We start from the raw sequence: 16,862 nt of genomic DNA on the forward strand, positions 1-16,862 counted from the left end.
CCATGTCTGGGCCGAGGGGCTCGGGGCCTTTGTTCCGCGCCCACCTGGCGGGGATAGAGTTCTCATCATGGCCGCACGCAAATCGACCACCTGGATCGCTGCCGGCCTCGTCGCCCTGCTCGCCCTGGTCGCCGCCGGGTGGTGGTGGGCCCAAGCCGGCGAGGACGCCAGGGACGGCGAGGACGCCGAGGACGCCGAGGACGCCGAGGACGCCAGGGTCGACGCCCAAGACGCGCTGCGTCGCAAGCAGGCCGCGCGGTCCGAGCACGTGAGCGCCGAGCGCGTGGCGATCGGCGGTCGCGTCACGCGGGCCGACAACGGCTCGCCGATCGCGGGCGCGATCGTGCTGGTCTCACGCAAGGCCATCGTCGAGGGCCAGTCGCCGAAGCCGGGCGAGCCCAGCCGCCCGCTGACCGCGGTCAGCGATCAGGACGGCCAGTGGCAGCTCGCGGGGGTCGACCCGGGCGGCTACATGGTCACGGCCACGGCCGCGGGCTTGTTGCCGGCGATCCGCAGCGATCTGCGCGTGACCGGGCGCGAGGGCCCGACGAGCTTCGATCTCGAGCTCGCGCTCGGTGGCAGCCTGCTCTCGGGCAGGGTCACCGAGATCGGCGGCGATCCGATCGAGGGCGCGCTCGTGCGCGTGTCCGACGTGTCGACGGCGAGGCTCGGGTTCGACAACGCGGCCCTGGCCACGGTCTCGGACGACGAGGGCCGCTACGCGATCCAGCTCGCCGAGGGTCGCTACGCCCTGTCGACCTACCACCCCGACTACGTGGCCGAGACCCGCCTGACCGAGGTCCGCGATCGCGGCCGCGAGGAGGACTTCAAGCCCGTGCCTGGGGGCACGATCGAGGGCGTGGTGCTCGCGCGGCCCGAGGGCGACCCGGTCGCGGGCGCGCGCGTGACCTTCAGCGACTCGCGCAACCGGGGCATCGGTGACGCGACGACCAACATCAGCGTCGACGGCAGCGCCGTCGTGACCGACGAGCAGGGCCGCTTTCGCCTCCGGGGCCTGCGCGCGGGGGTCGTGGCCGTGACGGCGCGCAGCAGCGGCCACGCGAGCGTGGCCGCCGAAGAGGTCCCGCTCGGGATCGCTGAGCAGGTCACGGGCGTCGAGCTGTGGGTCGACCCCGCGCACACGATCTCGGGCTTCGTCGTGCCCAAGGGCGCGCCCGACCAGGCGATCGAGGGCGCGCTCGTCGGCGCCTGGCAGCTGCGGCCCTTCGCCTTGCTCGTGGCCAGCTCGCCCTCGGCCAGCGACGGCTTCTTCGAGATCGTCGGGGTCCCGCCGGGGACCTGGGAGGTCGGCGCGATCGGGGAGGACCACCTCATGGACCTGAGCGGGGCGACGGCGGTCATCAGCGACAAAGACCTCAGCGATCTGATGATCGAGCTCGACACCGGGATCTACGTGCGCGGTCGCGTCGAGCCGGGCCAGGCCGCGCGGCTCCGCGTGCAGATGGACCCCGAGCTCGCCGACCTCGCCGACCTCGCCGACCTCGCCGAGCTCGCCGACCTCGCCGACCTCGCCGACGCGATCGTCACGACGCGGGCCGATGAAGCGGGCGAGTTCGAGCTCGGGCCGCTGAGGCCGGGCGGGGGCCCGGGCGCGCGCGAGATCACGCTCGTGGCCGGGAACGACGCGGGCTTCGAGGGCGAGCTCGAGCTCGAGCTCAAAGGCGAGGACGTCGAGGGCGTGGTCGTGTCGTTGACCAGGGGCGCGAGCGTGTCGGGCACGGTCCTCGACAGCGACGGGGTGCCCCAGGCGGGGGTCGTGGTCTCGGTCACGCCAGCCGAGGAGGCCGGCGAGGCCAAGATGGGGGTGGTCTTCGGCGGCGGAGCGGCCGATCGCTCCCCGACCGGCGCGGACGGGCGCTTCGCCGTCCACGGGCTCGAGATCGGCAAGCACCGGGTCCGGGTCGAGGACAGCGAGGGCCGGGCGATGTCGTGGGAGGACGGCAGCGGCCCGGTCGACGGCGAGGGCAGGCCCGCGCCGATCGAGCTCGAGCTCGCGGACACGGCCCACGAGCAGCTCCTGGAGCTGCGCGTGGCCCCGCGCGACGGGGTCATCTCCGGGGTGGTCCTCGACGCCGAGGGCCTGCCGGTCGTCGACGCCTGGGTCCGCGCGAGCCTCGACATCGACATCGAGCGCGGTGGGTACAGCGAGGCGCCGGTCCTGACCGACGAGAACGGCCTGTTCGTCCTCAAGCAGCTGCGCAGGGATCGCAGCTACGAGCTCGTCGCCGAGGGCGAGCGCGGTCGGGCTCGGGCTGCGCAGGAGTCGGTCGCACCGGGCAGCCGCGTGACCCTGACCCTCGACCCGCTCTCGGGCAGGTGATCGGCGGCGAGCCCCGAGCCCTGAGCTACACTGATCGCCATGAGCCTCGCGCTCGTGACGCTCTTGTCGATCGCCGGACCGCTGCTGGTCGGGCGCTGGCTAGCCGAGCGCGACGAGGAGCGCGACGAGGAGCCGGACGCCGAGACTCGCGCCGTCGAGGCCCACGCGCTGCTGATCTTGGCGGGAGGCGTCGACCCCTGACGGACATGGCTGGCACCCGACGCCACAGTCGCGGCGAGTGTGGGACCATGGCGCATGGCTTCCCGGACTTCTCGTTCACTGATCATCCTCGCCATGCTCGCCGCCGGTTGCAGCGACGACTCGGGCCCCGCTGCGGACACAGGCACGAGTGAGACCGGCGACGGCGACTCGGGCGATGGAGACGGGGACTCGGGCGACGGCGACGGGGACTCGGGTGACGGCGACGGCGACTCGGGTGACGGCGACGGCGACTCGGGCGACGGCGACGGGGACTCGGGTGACGGCGACGGCGACTCGGGCGACGGAGATGGAGATGGCGACGGCGACGGCGCTTGTGGGCCGCAGACCTTCGAGGACGGCAAGGTCCCCGACGCAGAAATTCACGTCGCAACCGACGGCGCAGACGGCCCGGACTGCGGCGCGCCGGGCAGCCCGTGCGCGAGCATCGAGCATGCGGCGGGTCTAGCGAGCCCCGGCACGGCGGTCGTCGTCCACGAGGGCAGCTACGCGGGCGGCGGCTACATCACCAATCTCGCGGGCACCGAGGCCGCGCCGATCTGGATCGGCGGCGCGCAGGGCGAGGATCGGCCGGTGATCGACGGCGGCGGTGAGGCCTTCAAGCTCGGCGAGGTCCGCTACCTGATCATCCACGATCTCGAGGTCGTCAACTCGACCCAAAACGGGATCAACGCCGACGACGGCGGCAACTACGACGACCCCGACGCGAGCCGCTACATCGTGTTCCGCGACCTGTGGGTTCACGACGTCGGCAACGGCGGCAACCAGGACTGCCTCAAGCTCTCGGGCCTCGACGACTACTGGGTCCTCGACAGCCAGTTCGAGCGCTGCGGCGGCGGGGGCTCGGGCAGCGCGATCGATCAGGTCGGCTGTCACCGCGGGCTGATCCACGGCAACGCCTTCGCCGATCTGATGGGGGCCGGCGGCGCGGTCCAGTGCAAGGGCGGCGCCGAGGACATCGAGATCCGCGCCAACACCTTCGACGACGCGGGCGAGCGCGGGGTCAACATGGGCGGCTCGACCGGCTTCGAGTACTTCCGGCCCCCGCTGTCTCCCGATCAACCCAACGCCGAGGCCCGCGACATCCGCGTGATCGCCAATTCGTTCCGCGGCGGGGTCACGCCCTTCGCCTTCGTCGGCTGCGTCGACTGCCTCGCGGCCAACAACGTGATCGACTCACCCCAAAACTGGGTGTTTCGCATCCTGCAAGAGACCGTCTCGGGCGACGTGTACGAGTTCCTGCCAGCCAGCGAGGGCCGCTTCGTCAACAACATTGTGTACTTCGACGGGCAGGTCAACGTCGCGGTCAACGTCGGGGGCAACACCGATCCGGGCTCGTTCTCGCTCGAGACCAACCTCTGGTATCGCCACGACAACCCGGGCCAGTCGGACCCGCCGGGCGGGCTCCCGGGCGTCGCGCAGGGCAGCATCATCGGGGAGGACCCGCTGTTCGCCGACCCGGGCGCGGGGGACTATCACCTCGATCCGGCGAGCCCCGCCGTCGGCGCGGGGACAGCCCTCGACGAGCTGAGCGGCGACCTCGACGGCGAGTGCTTCGCCGATCCTCCCAGCGTCGGCGCGCTCGAGCTCTGAGCTCACTCGGCGGGCGCGTCGGCCTCGGCGGGCGCGTCGGCCTCGGCGGGCGCGTCGGCCTCGGCGGGCGCGTCGCCCTCGGCGGGCGCGTCGGCCTCGCAGGCCGCGTCACCCATGTAGTTGACGTTGCACGGGTCGAGGCAGTCGTCGGGGCCGACGTAGTTGTCGTCGCAGGGGTCGGTGATCGACTGGGTGACGGTGCTCTCGTCGCCGGCCGCGGCCCCGGTGTTCCCGGCTGAGCTCCCGGCGATCGAGCGGGTCCAGTCGGCGTCGAACTGCACGGTCGTGGTCGTGGGCCCCTGGCTGCGGGTCATCTTGCTGTCGATCGAGGCCATGTAGTTGGCCTTGGCGTCGAACAGCACGGTGATGTCGCTGCGCGTGCGGATCTCGCTCGAGCCGTCCTTGGTCGTGGTCGTCTCGGTCTTGTCGCCTTCGATCTCGAGCTTGGCCAGCTGCTGCTTGGTCTGGCTGTGCTCGAACATCCCGGCGAGGCTGCCGCGCACGATCTCGTTGGTGAACTTGCCGAGCTTGCCCTCGCGCCCGCGCGTGTCCGAGCGCTCCCAGCCCTCGCCGGCGCCGAGGCGCTCGTCGGGGACAACAAAAAACGCGGAGGTCAGGCCCTCGATGACCGAGTCGAGCACGCCGACCTCGGCCTCCTCGAGCTCGGGCGGCGCGGGCGGCACGTCGAAGACCTTGCCCTTGGCGTCGACCGAGAACCGGATCGTCACGCCCTCGAGCCGGGCCTTGGCCCGCTGGTTGAACTCGTTCATCGAGACCGGGAGGCCGGGCACGACCCAGTTGAGATCGATGTTGCTGACCGTGGCCGCGACCTTGGCGGTGCCGCTCTCGTCGACGCTGTTGACGATCAGCTGGACGGTGAAGTTGATCGAGCGGGACATCGGCTGGCCGCGCATCGAGATGGTCTCGCGGCGGCGGATGTGGCCGTCGAAGGTCGCGCCGGGCTCGAGGTCGTAGCGCAGCTCGACGCCCTCGGCGGGGACCTCGGTCTCGACGAGATCGCTGTTGGCGCAGCCCAGCATCGGCACGCCAGCGAGGAGTACGGCAGCCAGGACGGTGGGGAGGCTGAAGACTTTGGACACGAACCCTCGGGTCGCCATGGCCGCGAGGGTAGCCCGAGGCGCCGGCTTGGTCGACCGCGCTTGGGTCGGCCGCGCGAGCCTGCTATCGATCGCGCGGACGCGGACCCTTGGCAGACGACGACCTCTTCGCTCACGCGCGCAAGCGAGACCCGGCCTTCGTGCCGTTGGCCGAGCGCATGCGGCCGCGGACCCTCGACGAGTACATCGGCCAGGATCACCTGACCGGGCCCGGTCGGCTCCTGCGCCGCGTCGTCGAGAGCGATCGGATCCCGAGCATGATCCTGTGGGGCCCGCCGGGCACGGGCAAGACCACGCTCGCGCGGATCATCGCGCTGCGGACCGGGGCCAGCTTCGAGACCGTCTCGGCGACCGACGCGGGGGTCAAGGAACTGCGCCAGATCGTGGCCCGCGCGGCGCAGCGGCGCGACTACCAGGGCCGGTCGACGGTCTTCTTCATCGACGAGATTCACCGCTTCAACAAGGCCCAGCAAGACGCGCTGCTGCCTCACGTCGAGGCTGGGGTGTGCACGCTGATCGGGGCCACGACCGAGAACCCTGGCTTCGAGGTCAACGCGGCCCTGCTCTCACGCGCGCGCGTGGTCCAGCTGCGGCCGCTGGCGATCCCCCAGCTGATCCAGCTGCTGCGCGCGGCTCTCGAGGACCGCGAGCGGGGCCTCGGCGCGCGCGGGGTCGTGGCCGAGGACCGGCTGCTCGGGGCGATCGCGCTCGCGTCACAGGGGGACGCGCGGCGGGCCCTCAACGCGCTCGAGCTCGCGGTCGAGCTGGTCCCGATCCCCGCGGAGCCCGATCGCCCCGAGGACCTGGCAGACCTCGCGGACCTCGCGGACCCGGAGGCTTCGGGCGACGGCGCAAAGCCGCAGCCGCGGCCGCTCGAGCTCACGCCCGAGCTCGTCGGGGAGGCCCTCGGGCAGACCCAGCTCCGCTACGACCGCGACGGCGAGGAGCACTACAACATCGCCTCGGCGCTGATCAAGAGCATGCGCGCGAGCGATCCCGACGCGGCGGTCTACTGGATGGCGCGGATGCTCGAGGCCGGCGAGCCGCTCGAGTTCGTCGCCCGGCGGCTGGTCATCTTCGCGGCCGAGGACGTCGGCAACGCGGATCCGCAGGCCCTGGTCGTGGCCCAGGCCGCGGCCGAGGCGGCGCGCTTCGTCGGCATGCCCGAGGCCGTGCTGCCGCTGACCCAGGCGGCCGTGTACCTGTCGCTCGCGGCCAAGAGCAACACCACGATCAAGGCCTACTTCGCGGCCCGCAAGGAGATCCGCCGCCGGGGGCCGCTGCCGGTCCCGCTCGAGATCCGCAACGCCGTGAACAAGCTGATGAAGCAGGTCGGCTACGGCCAGGGCTACCGTTACCCCCACGATCTCGACGGTCACGTCGACACCGAGCACCGCAGCCACCTCCCGGAGATCCTGCGTGATCACCTGCCCAGGCGGCGCTACGTCGAGTCGGGCGCGGAGGGCTGGGAGGCCGAGGCCGAGCGGCGTCTCGCGCGGCTGCGCGGGACCGAGCAGGCCGGTGAGCGCTCGGACGCGGAGCCAGACGAGTCGGACCCACGCTGACGCGCCGACCTTGGGTGCGGCCCTATTTGGGAGTACACCGGCGTTCGTGGTCAGCCTCAGCGTCAACGTCAACAAGGTCGCGACCGTCCGCAACTCTCGCGGCGGCGCGGTCCCGAGCGTGGTGAAGGCCGTCGAGGTCTGCGTGGCTGCGGGCGTACCGGGCATCACGGTCCACCCGCGCGCAGACGAGCGTCACATCACCGCGCAGGACGTGCTCGACATTCACGCCTGGCTCGCGCCGCAGCGCGAGCGCGTCGAGTACAACATCGAGGGCGATCCGCGGCCTGATCTGATCGAGCGCGTGGTCGAGCTGCGCCCGGATCAGTGCACGCTGGTCCCGGTCCGCCCCGGCGAGATCACCAGCGAGGCCGGCTGGATCCCGCAGCGCGACCGCGAGCTCCTGAGCCCGGCGATCGCTCGGCTCCAGGCCGTCGGGGTGCGCGTGAGCCTGTTCGTCGAGGCCGAGCGCGCGGCGATCGACTGGGCCGCCGAGCTCGGGGTCGAGCGCGTCGAGCTCTACACCGAGCCCTACGCCCGGGCCTACGAGACCAGCGAGGACGAGGGCAAGCGCAGCTTCGAGCGCTACGTCGCGGTCGCCGAGCACGCCCACGCTCAGGGCCTCGGCATCAACGCGGGCCACGACCTCGACCTCGACAACCTCGGCCTGTTCGTCACGCTGCCCCACCTCGACGAGGTCTCGATCGGCCACGCCCTGATCTCCCGCGCGCTCTTCGTCGGCCTCGACACCGTCGTCCGCGAGTACCTGGCCCTGTGCCAGGGGTAGAGGCGATCCATGCCCCCGCAGGGCACATGAGAGCCCACCGAGCGTGGCAAAGTGCAGGGCGGCCAGGGGGGTCCTAGCGAGCCTTCAGCCGCCGAGCTCTTCGATGATGCCCTTGACCCGCTCTTGATCACGCTGGCGACCGGGGATCAGCTCGAGGTAGCGCCGGTAGTGGATCTTGGCCTGCTCGGGATCGTCGAGCTCGCGCTCGATGTCGCCGAGCAGACGGTGGAGCTCGCCGATGTCGGGCGCGAGCGCGAGCGAGACCCGGGCGGCCGCGAGGGCCTCGTTGGGGCGATCCAAGACCAGCAGCTCGTGGGCGTAGTCGAGGCCCTCGAGCGCCTCTTGGTAGTCGCGGTACTCCTCGGAGTAGAGCAGGCGATCGGCGGGGAAGTCGGCGAGCGCGGCGGGGCGCGAGCCCTGGCGGCCGAGCAGGTGGCGCAGATCGAAGGCCCGGTAGCGTCCGAGCGTCGAGGGGCCCTCGGCGACCCACAGGACCATCGAGGTCGCGTCGAGCACGATCGACTGCATCGTGTGCAGGTTCTCGAGCGCGTTGCGGTTGCCGAGGCCGAGCTCGATGTTGTCGAGGCCCCGGCGATCGCGGAGCACGGTCACGGCGTCCTCGGGCGAGAAGTTGCCCGGCGCGGCGAGGAGCTCGGCGAGGCGCTCGTAGCGGTAGCCCGAGGAGGTCGTTCGGCGGATGCGTTCGTTGTGGGCGTCGGCCTCGAAGGCCTCGCGGATCATGTGGTCGGTCGCCCAGATCGCTTGCTCGTCGTCGCCGCGCACGAGGCGGGTGTCCTCGCTGACCCGGGCCGCGGCCTCGAGGATCACGGCCTTGCGCTGGACGCCGTCGCCGATCAGCACGACCCCGGCGGTCCGCAGCTCGGCGGCCTCGATGATCTCGACGGCCTGCTCGAGGGTGTCGGCCTCCTCGAGCACGCGGCGCAAGACGAGGGGCAGGGGAGTCGCGTCGGTCTCGCGCGCGTCGTCGGCCCGGGCGGGGTTGGCGGCGACGAAGATGCCGCGCGCGTTGACCCCGGTGACGACGCCGACGAGCCCGGCCCAGCCGATCGAGGCGAAGGGGTACTTGCCGTCGGGGTAGTAGAAGGCCACGACGCGGTCGGCCTCGAACTTGGGCCCGAAGTCGACGCTCAGGGTCCGGCCGATGATGAGGTTGCCGGCCTCGAGCCCGGCGCTCGTGGCCCGGGGCGCGACCGCGAACATGCTGCCCTCGACGACGACGTCTTGGAGGCGCTGGGTCAGATCGAGGAAGCACTGGTAGAGGAACAGGCGATGGTAGGGCTCGAGCTCGCCCTCACCGTCGCTGGGGAGCGCGGCCGCGAGGGCCGAGAGCTCGCGCTGGTGGTCGGGGCCGAGGGCCGCGTCGGCCTCGCGGTAGTCCCAGCGCAGGAGCATGAGCTCGGCCCAGCTCGCGAGGAAGCCGCGATAGCGGGCCTCGAGCAGCTCCTCGACGCGGCTGTCGACGTTGCGGAACAGGCGCCCAGCGAGGTGGCCGTGGGCGTCGCCGATGTCGACCGGCGAGCCCTCGAAGTGCAGGACCCACAGGCCTCCACGACGAGCCAGCCACGAGCGACCGTAGTCGACGCGGCGCCCGGTCTCGTCGACGATCAGCTCGTGCTGCCCGACCTCGACCTCGGTCGGTTCGAGCTCGGTGTAGCCGACGTAGCCCGAGTACAGCAGCCCGAGCAGGACCGCGAAGGTTCCGCCGACGACCGCGAGCACCCGGAGCAGGGCGAACACGCTGCGGCCTTCTTGCGCCTGGCTCTGAAATTGGCGGGGCACGGACGCTGCTTATACTGCAAGTCCGTCGCGGCCTCGACGCCGCTAGCGGGGGAGCTCGTCCATCGAGCAGGTCGAGTAGCCCTGCTCGCGCCCGCGCTGGGGCGGCTCGACGATCCAGTCGAAGGTGCTGCGGGCGATCTGGCCCAGGCCCCACTCCCAGACCTCGAGCTTGCAGCCCATGGCCTGGGCGATGGCGAACACCCGCAGCGCGGCCTGGATCTGGTCGGCGACCGGCCAGATGACCTTGCCGGGCTCGACGACCTCGAAGCTGGCGCTGATGTCGATGTAGTGGCGCCCGCCGTCGGGGTGCTGCGAGATCGCGATCGAGAGCATGCTGGGCTCGGTCTTGGCCCGGTTCATGATCAGCTTGCCCGTGTAGGTGTTGTCCACGCGGGCGAAGGGCGTGAACAAGAAGCCGCCCTTGGCGACGATCTTGGCGTCCATCGTCGGAGCCCAGTAGAGCACCGCGGGGTTGCCCATCGCGCTGCCGCTCTCGTAGACGTAGAAGCTGGCCTGGCGATCGTCAGCGCGCTCGTAGGCGAGGAACACCGACAGGGGAGAGAAGCGATCGAGGTCGTAGTGGCGGGCGCCGGTGATCAGGTCGACGCGCTCGACCTTGGGCCGCGCGCCGAAGGCCTCGGCGTAGCCGCTGACGAGCTCCTCGATCGAGAACAGCAGGTGGTCCTCGGCTTTTACGACGCCGAGGTGGGTCCAGATCGGCGCGGCCTCGGCCCGGGTCGCGGGCAGCGTGACCCGCACGGACTGCGTGTGCCCGACCCAGTCTGAGGCGAAGGGCTTGCTGCGCTTGTGGCGAGCGGTGACCGCGTAGATCGTGTGCTTCCCGCAGGCTTGGTCCTGCAGCCGGGCCGCCTCGCTGCGGCTGTCGCCGGAGTCGACGCCGTTGCGCGGGACGCCCGGTCCCAGGTCCAAGGTCGCGCGGCGGTGCTCTTCGCGCCGCGCTCGGATCTCGTCGGGTTGGGGCCGCGCGCCCGGGAAAGCCCGCTGGAGCACGCGACCGACCTTGTCGAGATCTTCAAACAACTCGTCGAGGAGATCGCCCAGGTCACCGCCAGATTCGCTCGGCCCACGTTCACCATCGATCGGCATTGGCGCAACCTAGCACGGGCTTGGGCGAGGCTTAACACGTGATACCTTCCCGGCCATGGCGTCTGTCCAAGGCCCGGAGACGGCCGACGGCCGACCCGAGTACAGCGGTACAGGCGACGCGCGGGCCCTCGCTACGGCGACAGCGACAGCGGCAAGGTCGGCGACCCAGAGCGAGTCTGAGCTGGTCACGCGCGGTGAGCTCGCGCCCAATTCGGCGCTCGCGACCCTCGCGACGCCCGGTATGTCCGAGCAGGCGGCGTTGGCAGTGGGCGAGCGCCTCGGCCAGGCTGACGCTGAATTCGAGATTGTGAAGCCGCTCGGCGCCGGTGGCATGGGCCAGGTGTTCGCCGCGCGACGCCTCGCGGGCGAGGGTGCCGGGGAGCTCGTCGCGCTCAAGTGCCTCGAGCAAAGCAGCGCGAACCTGCTGTACCGCTTCAAGCAAGAGTTCCGCGCCCTCGCGGGCGTCACCCACGACAACCTCGTGAGCCTCGGCGAGCTCGTGGTCCTGCCGGACGCGACGACCTTCTTCACGATGGAGCTGATCGATGGCGTGCCCTTCAACGAGTACGTGCGCGGGCGGACCCCCGAGGGCGAGCTGCCCAACCTCGCGCGCCTGCGTCGCGCGCTCAGACAGCTCGCGGCCGGGGTCCGCGAGCTTCATCAGCACGGCTGCATCCACCGCGATCTGAAGCCGTCCAACGTCCTGGTGACCGAAGAGGGGCGCGTGGTCGTGCTCGACTTCGGGCTCATCCAGGATCACTCCGAGGCCCAGCATGGCGCGGCCGACGATCAGATCATGGGCACGCCGGCCTACATGAGCCCCGAGCAGGCCGGGCTCGAGCCGACCGGCCCGGCCGCAGACTGGTACGCGGTCGGGGTGATGTTGTTCGAGTGTCTGTGCGGGGTCCGGCCCCACAGCGGATCGGTGGCCCATATCCTGTTCGCCAAGCGGGACGTCGACGCCCCGGACATCGCCGAGATCGTCCCCGACATCCCACCCGACCTCGCGGCCTTGTGCCGACGGCTGCTCGCGCGCGATCCCGTCGAGCGTCCGAGCGTCGTGGAGTTGCTCGCGATCCTCGATGGCCGGACTGACACGGGCTCTGGCGCGGGCCTGGGCAGCGCCTCGGGCAGCAGCTGGGGCATGCTCACGCTCGAGGGCGACAGCATGATCCGAGCGCGGGCGCCCTTCGTCGGTCGCGCGCCCGAGCTCGCCCAGCTCGAGCGGGCCTTCGCGGGCATCCATGGGCCCGATCGTCACCAGGTCACGGTCCATATCCGCGGGCGCAGCGGCTACGGCAAGTCGGCGATCGTCCGCGAGTTCATCCGACGCGTGCGCCGACGCGAGCGGGTCGTCGTGATCCAGGGCCGCTGCCTCGAGCGCGAGTCGGTGCCTTACAAGGGCCTGGATCCGGTCATCGACGCGCTCTCGGTCTACCTCCGCCAGCTACCGCCCGACGCGCTCGCGTCGCTGAAGCCGGCCCACGCCGTCGCGCTCGCGCGGCTGTTTCCCGTCCTCGATGATCTGTGGCGCACGCCAGCGTCGCGGACGAGCGGCCTCGACGTTCACGAGCTGCGCCAGCGCGCGTTCGCGGCCCTGCGCGAGCTGTTCGACGGCGTCGCCAAGCGCCGACCGCTGATCGTGTTCATCGACGATTTTCACTGGGCCAACGTCGACAGCGCGCGGCTGCTGACCTCGCTCGTGTCCCCGCCCGAGGCTCCGCCGATGCTGCTCGCGGTGACCTACCGCGACGAGCAGGCGAGCAACGAGCCGCTCCGGGCGCTGTTGGCCCCGGCGGCCCTCGCCGGGAGGGACGTGCGCAAGATCCGAATTGGCCCGCTGGCCGACGACGAGGCCCACGCGCTGGCCAAGGCGCTGATGGGCGACAGCTACGACTCCGCGACCGCCGACAGCTACGCTCGCGGCGCCGAGGGCAGCCCCTTTTATGTCGCGCAGATGGTCCATGGGGCCTCGACCGAGGGCGCGACGCCGGGCCAGCTCGATCAGCTCGTGGTCCGTCGCATCCTCCAGCTCGACCCCGACAGCCGGCGCCTGCTCGAGGTCGTCGCCGTCGCCGGCCGACCGGTCGCGCGCGAGGTCGCGTTCACGGCCAGTGAGCTCGACGATCCAGCCGCGCTGCTCCCGGACCTGCGCAGCGCCGAGCTGCTCGTCGCGCGGAGTCGGGACAGCGGGTCGAAGGTGCTCGAGACCGCCCACGCCCGCATCCGTGAGGTCGCCGTCGGAGAGCTCGAGCGCGACGAGCTCCGGGCCACCCACCTGCGGCTCGCGCGAGCGCTCGAGCACCACGGCAGCGACCCCGAGGCCCTCGCCGAGCACTTCGATCGCGGCGGTGATCGTGCCCGCGCGGCCGACTACTACGAGCGCGCGGCCGCGCAGGCCGCCAACTCGCTCGCGTTCCTGCGCGCCGTGGCGCTGCTGCGCACGACCCTCGAGCTCTTGCCCGAAGCCAGCGACCCGGCCCGGATCGAGCAGCTGCGGGTCCGCCTCGCGACCCAGCTGATCAACGTCGGTCGGGGCCACGAGGCCGCGCAGCTGTTGTTGTCGCTGGCGAGTGAGGCCGAGCAGCGCGGGCGGGCCGATGCGGTTCGGGCCCGGGAGTATCGGCGCCTCGCCGCCGACCAGCTGATCAAGACCGGCCACGTCGACGAGGGCCTGGCCGAGCTCGACAACCAGCTGCGCTCCGTCGGCATGCGGCTGCCCGCGACCCGGGCGGGGGCGGTCGCGGCGCTGGTGTGGGAGCAGCTCCGGCTTCGCGTGCGCGGGTTCGCGTTCGTGCGCCGCGAGGCCAAGGCCGTCGCGCCCGCGCGCCTCGACCAGGTCGACACCTGCTTCGCCGTGGTCAACGGCCTCTCGACCCAAGAGACGCTGCTCAGCGCGCTGTTCCACTTTCGCAACCTGCGTCTGTCGCTGGCTACCGGGGAGCCCTACCGCGTCGCCCGGGCGCTGGCTTACCAGTGCGTCATCGACGTGGCCGGGGGGGACTGGCGGCGGGTCGAGGATCATTTGCAGGTCTCGCGCAGCCTGGTCGCCGAGCTCGATGATCCGCAGCTGGTCGGGTTCATCGATCTGTGTGAGGCCAGCATTCATTGGTTCGAGCGTCGCTACCCGACCAGCGCCGAGCTCCACAGCGAGATCATCGAGCGCCTCGAGGGCGTGGCCGGAGCCAGCTGGGATCGGCGAACGGCTCAGATCCACCACATGTGGACGCTGGTGTGCCAGGGCCGCTTCCGCGAGTTCTGGACGCGGGCCAAGGGCACGACCGAGGGCGCCCGCGAGCGCGGCGACATGCAGGAGCTGGTCGAGGTGTCCTCGTTCATGGCCGTCGCGCTGATCTCGGCCGGCAAGGTCGAGCGCGCGCGCGAGGTGCTGAGCGCGGCGCTCGACGAGTGGAAGCCCGGCCGCTACCTGTTCGGCGACGTCTGGGCCTTCTACGCCCAGGTCCGCATCCTCCTGCACGCGCGTGAGCCCGAGCAGGCGATCGCGCTGGCCCAGCAGACCCTCACCCAGATGAAGCGGACCTTCCTGGCCGAGCATCGGCTCGCGCGTCACAACGTCGAGGAGCTCCTGTGCCGCAGCTACCTGGCCGCGGCGATCGAGCGCGACGAGGCGCCCGGCGCCCGCCGGGGCCACGCCCGCCGCGCCCGGCGCCTCGCGGCCAAGCTCCGCGCCGTCGACAACCCGGTGCTGACCGGACACGTCGCGGTGATCGAGGCGGGCCTGGCCACCCTCGAAGGGGATCGCGACGTCGCGCTGCGGCGCTGGGCCGAGGCCGCCGCGGTGTTCGAGGCCCACGGCATGCGCGGGGATCTGGCGGTCGTCCGCGCGCGCTCGGCCTGGGTCCTCGGCGACGAGGGCGAGGGCCCGGACTTTGCCGCTCACGCGGCCGGCTACTTCGAGCTCGAGGACATCGAAGACAGCGAGGGCTTCGCGAGGATCGCCGCGCCGGCTCATCCGCGGATCTGTGAGCCCCGGGGCCCGCGCGCGCTTGCGCGCGGGTGAGCCTCGGGGCTACAAGCGAGGTCCGAGCCCGCCGATGTCCAAGCGCCAGCCTCTCTTGTGGTCCGTTCCTGTGTGTTGCCTGCTCGCGCTCGCGTGTGATCGGGGCCAGACCCAAAACCCCGACGAGACCGACGCCGTGACCGAGGGCGAAGACGACGACCTGAATTCCCCGACCACGACCTCGCGCTGGGCCTACCCCGAGGCCCGGGTCTCACCGCAGGTCGACGACCTCCACGGCGTCGGCGTCGCCGATCCCTACCGCTGGCTCGAGGACCTCGACTCCGAAGAGACCCGGGCGTGGGTCGAGGCCGAGAACGCGGTGACCTTCTCCTACCTCGAGACCATCGAGGAGCGCGCCGCGATCCAGGCCAAGCTCGAGGGCCTGTGGAATTTCGAGCGCTACGGGACCCCGTGGCAAGAGGGCGGGCGCTTCTTCTTCACCAAGAACGACGGGCTCCAGAACCAGGCGGTCTACTACTGGGCCGACAAGCTCGACGCCGAGCCCAAGGTCCTGCTCGATCCCAACGCCCTGAGCGAGGACGGGACGACCGCCGTCGCGGGCTTGAAGGTCAGCGACAACGGCAAGCTCGTCGCCTACGCGCTGTCGGACGCGGGCTCGGACTGGAAGCGCTGGAAGGTCCGCGACATCGCAACCGGCAAGGATCGCTCGGATCTGCTCGAGTGGTCGAAGTTCACCAGGGTCTCGTGGACGCCCGACAACAAGGGCTTCTTCTACGGCGCCTACGACCCGCCGACCGAGGGCGACGAGTTCGAGCAGGTCAACAAGAACCAGAAGCTCTACTATCACAAGCTCGGCGCCAAGCAGAGCGCCGACAAGCTGATCTACGCCGATCCGGAGCACCCCGAGCGGCAGTTTGGTGGCCAGGTCAGCGAGGACGGCAAGTACCTGATCATCGACGTCTCGGTCGGGACTGACGTCCGCAACATGCTGTATTTCGCCAAGCTCGGCCGCGGCGGCGCGCTCTCGGGCGCGGTCGTCAAGCTCATCGACCAGCTCGAGGCGACCTACTCGTTCATCGGCAACGTCGGCAGCGAGTTCTACTTCTTCACCAACCTCGACGCCCCGCGCGGGCGGGTGGTCAAGATCGACGTCGACGCCTACGCCAAGACCCTGGCCAGCTCGAAGGCCGAGGCCCCGGCGCCGAAGCTCGTCGAGGTCATCCCCCAAGATCAGCACACCTTGCAGTCGGTCAGCTTCACCGGCGGCCGCCTGTTCGCGCGCTACATGGTCGACGCCAAGAACGAGGTCCGGGTCCACGGGCTCGACGGCAAGCAGGAGCGGGTCATCGAGCTGCCCGAGCCGATCGCCACGGTCTACGGCTTTGGCGGCAAGCAGGACGCCAAGCAGACCTTCTACGGGCTCATGAGCTTCACGCGGCCCTACACGATCTACAGCTACGACATTGCGACCGGTCAGAGCGAGCCGTGGCGCGAGCCGACCCTGGCCTTCGACGCCAGCCGCTACGAGACCAATCAGGTGTTCTACGAGAGCAAGGACGGGACCAAGGTCCCGATGTTCCTGGTCCACAAAAAGGGCCTCCAGCCGACCGGCGACGCCCCGACCTACCTCTACGCCTACGGCGGCTTCAACATCTCACTCACGCCGCGCTTCTCGGTCCCCGATCTGGTCTGGCTCGAGATGGGCGGGATCTACGCCCAGCCCAACCTCCGCGGCGGCGGCGAGTACGGCGAGGCCTGGCACGAGGCCGGGACCAAGCTCGACAAGCAAAACGTGTTCGATGACTTCATCGGCGCGGCCGAGTACCTGATCGACAGCGGCTGGACCAACTCCGAGAAGCTCGCGATCGGCGGGCGCAGCAACGGCGGCCTCCTGGTCGGCGCGGCCATGACCCAGCGGCCCGAGCTGTTCGGCGCCGTGCTCGGGGGCGTCGGCGTCATGGACATGCTGCGCTTTCACCTGTTCACGATCGGCTGGGCCTGGGTCAGCGACTACGGCAGCGCCGACGACGCCGAGCAGTTCCAGGCCCTGCTCGACTACTCGCCCTATCACAACCTCGTCGACGGGACCGAGTACCCGGCCACGCTGATCTACACCGCCGACCACGACGACCGCGTGGTGCCCTCGCACAGCTTCAAGTTCGCCGCGCGGCTCCAGGCCGCCCACCAGGGCGAGGACCCCGTCATGATCCGGATCGAGACCAAGGCCGGCCACGGCGCGGGCAAGCCGACGGCCAAGCAGATCGAGGAGTGGGCCGACCTCTGGGGCTTCTTGGTCGATCAGCTCGACATGACCCTGCCCGAGGGGTTTCCGGAGGACTAGGACGAGCCGACC

10 protein-coding genes are annotated in these 16,862 nt (G+C 71.0%); 7 read left to right on the forward strand and 3 right to left on the reverse strand.

The window, feature by feature from the left end:
• The first annotated feature begins 67 nt into the window (after nucleotides 1–67).
• The 3 genes from ENSA5_RS21230 (at nucleotide 68) to ENSA5_RS21235 (ending at nucleotide 4,153) form a co-directional block, all read left to right on the forward strand.
• Complete coding sequence (locus tag ENSA5_RS21230; RefSeq protein WP_106393502.1) at nucleotides 68–2,341, forward strand: carboxypeptidase-like regulatory domain-containing protein; 2,274 nt, start codon at nucleotides 68–70, stop codon at nucleotides 2,339–2,341.
• 39 nt (nucleotides 2,342–2,380) lie between these two features.
• Nucleotides 2,381–2,542, forward strand: a complete 162-nt coding sequence (locus ENSA5_RS37995; RefSeq protein ID WP_181198009.1) for a hypothetical protein — start codon at nucleotides 2,381–2,383, stop codon at nucleotides 2,540–2,542.
• Between the two features lie 93 nt (nucleotides 2,543–2,635).
• On the forward strand, nucleotides 2,636–4,153 hold the full coding sequence (locus ENSA5_RS21235) for a hypothetical protein (protein ID WP_106393503.1): 1,518 nt from the start codon (nucleotides 2,636–2,638) through the stop codon (nucleotides 4,151–4,153).
• Between the two features lie 2 nt (nucleotides 4,154–4,155).
• Here the strand turns inward: ENSA5_RS21235 and ENSA5_RS21240 are convergent, their stop codons facing one another.
• Nucleotides 4,156–5,271 (reverse strand): hypothetical protein, encoded by a 1,116-nt coding sequence (locus ENSA5_RS21240; RefSeq protein ID WP_106393504.1) that lies wholly within the window; start codon nucleotides 5,269–5,271, stop codon nucleotides 4,156–4,158.
• A gap of 89 nt (nucleotides 5,272–5,360) precedes the next feature.
• Here ENSA5_RS21240 and ENSA5_RS21245 point away from each other — a divergent pair, with 89 nt between their 5' ends.
• Both ENSA5_RS21245 and ENSA5_RS21250 read left to right on the forward strand, forming a co-directional pair.
• Entirely contained in the window at nucleotides 5,361–6,836 is a 1,476-nt protein-coding gene (locus ENSA5_RS21245; RefSeq protein ID WP_308726564.1) for a replication-associated recombination protein A, read from the forward strand.
• Between the two features lie 46 nt (nucleotides 6,837–6,882).
• Nucleotides 6,883–7,620 (forward strand): pyridoxine 5'-phosphate synthase, encoded by a 738-nt coding sequence (locus ENSA5_RS21250; RefSeq protein ID WP_106393505.1) that lies wholly within the window; start codon nucleotides 6,883–6,885, stop codon nucleotides 7,618–7,620.
• A gap of 84 nt (nucleotides 7,621–7,704) precedes the next feature.
• Here the strand turns inward: ENSA5_RS21250 and ENSA5_RS21255 are convergent, their stop codons facing one another.
• The gene (locus ENSA5_RS21255) at nucleotides 7,705–9,420 is read right to left on the reverse strand and encodes a C45 family autoproteolytic acyltransferase/hydrolase (RefSeq protein WP_106393506.1); all 1,716 of its coding nucleotides are present in this window, start codon (nucleotides 9,418–9,420) and stop codon (nucleotides 7,705–7,707) included.
• 42 nt (nucleotides 9,421–9,462) lie between these two features.
• Entirely contained in the window at nucleotides 9,463–10,527 is a 1,065-nt protein-coding gene (locus tag ENSA5_RS21260) for a DUF1365 family protein (protein ID WP_106393507.1), read from the reverse strand.
• A 55-nt stretch (nucleotides 10,528–10,582) separates the two neighbouring features.
• Between ENSA5_RS21260 and ENSA5_RS21265 the strand changes: the two genes are divergently transcribed.
• Nucleotides 10,583–14,548 carry a serine/threonine-protein kinase gene (locus tag ENSA5_RS21265; protein ID WP_106393508.1) on the forward strand — a complete coding sequence of 1,322 codons (3,966 nt, stop codon included), beginning with the start codon at nucleotides 10,583–10,585 and terminating at the stop codon, nucleotides 14,546–14,548.
• A gap of 34 nt (nucleotides 14,549–14,582) precedes the next feature.
• Nucleotides 14,583–16,850: a prolyl oligopeptidase family serine peptidase gene (locus ENSA5_RS21270; protein WP_106393541.1), complete on the forward strand. Its 2,268-nt coding sequence runs from the start codon at nucleotides 14,583–14,585 to the stop codon at nucleotides 16,848–16,850.
• Nucleotides 16,851–16,862 lie beyond the last annotated feature (12 nt).

The sequence above is a fragment of the Enhygromyxa salina genome, from assembly GCF_002994615.1.
GTDB classification, from domain to species: Bacteria; Myxococcota_A; Polyangia; order Nannocystales; family Nannocystaceae; genus Plesiocystis; species Plesiocystis salina_A.

Coding starts and splice junctions, on each gene's coding strand:
- ENSA5_RS21230 (WP_106393502.1), top strand. CDS start 68: ATGGCCGCACGCAAATCGACCACCTGGATCGCTGCCGGCCTCGTCGCC.
- ENSA5_RS37995 (WP_181198009.1), top strand. CDS start 2,381: ATGAGCCTCGCGCTCGTGACGCTCTTGTCGATCGCCGGACCGCTGCTG.
- ENSA5_RS21235 (WP_106393503.1), top strand. CDS start 2,636: ATGCTCGCCGCCGGTTGCAGCGACGACTCGGGCCCCGCTGCGGACACA.
- ENSA5_RS21240 (WP_106393504.1), bottom strand. CDS start 5,271: ATGGCGACCCGAGGGTTCGTGTCCAAAGTCTTCAGCCTCCCCACCGTC.
- ENSA5_RS21260 (WP_106393507.1), bottom strand. CDS start 10,527: ATGCCGATCGATGGTGAACGTGGGCCGAGCGAATCTGGCGGTGACCTG.
- ENSA5_RS21265 (WP_106393508.1), top strand. CDS start 10,583: ATGGCGTCTGTCCAAGGCCCGGAGACGGCCGACGGCCGACCCGAGTAC.
- ENSA5_RS21270 (WP_106393541.1), top strand. CDS start 14,583: ATGTCCAAGCGCCAGCCTCTCTTGTGGTCCGTTCCTGTGTGTTGCCTG.